This window comes from Vibrio sp. 03_296 (assembly GCF_002265885.1).
Genome location: NZ_NPKW01000618.1, coordinates 1 through 444 on the forward strand (window position 1 = coordinate 1; position 444 = coordinate 444).

Sequence of the window (444 nt, forward strand, 5' to 3'; positions counted from 1 at the left end):
CGAGTGTAGGCACGCTTTTCTGCGCCCAAAAAGCAATCTTTGAATTGGTTCATACCCGCGTTAGTAAATAGCAGGGTCGGATCGTTATGTGGAACCAACGATGAACTTTCTACGATTTGGTGTCCTTTGCTCTCAAAGAACTTGAGGAACGCGTTACGAACCTCATCAGTGCTCATGTACATGCAGCTCTTCCTGAAAATAGTCGAGTTAGAATTGCGTACTGTTAGATCATGCTTAAAGCTTCGACTAGTTTTCTTATGGAAAAGAGCGGATGAAATGAAAAAATCGTTTAATAGCGAGAAATCATGATTTCTTTACGAAAGTGAGGAGAGAAAAGTTAGGAGGGAATGGACGGAAACATTATGCTTCATCGCTTAGCGCATAGCGTATCTGTTCAAATGAAAACCACGATATTGGAGAAAGCGAACTTGTTTTGCATACTCT

The 444-nt window shown here is 41.2% G+C and carries 1 protein-coding gene and 1 pseudogene; both read right to left on the reverse strand.

What is annotated here, in order from left to right; all coding sequences use genetic code 11:
• On the reverse strand, positions 1-182 hold a 182-nt coding region (locus CIK04_RS26640), incomplete at its 3' end, for an alanine--tRNA ligase-related protein (protein WP_142995025.1).
• A gap of 178 nt (positions 183-360) precedes the next feature.
• Positions 361-444 (reverse strand): annotated as a pseudogene (locus tag CIK04_RS26645) (recombination regulator RecX); the annotation flags it as partial.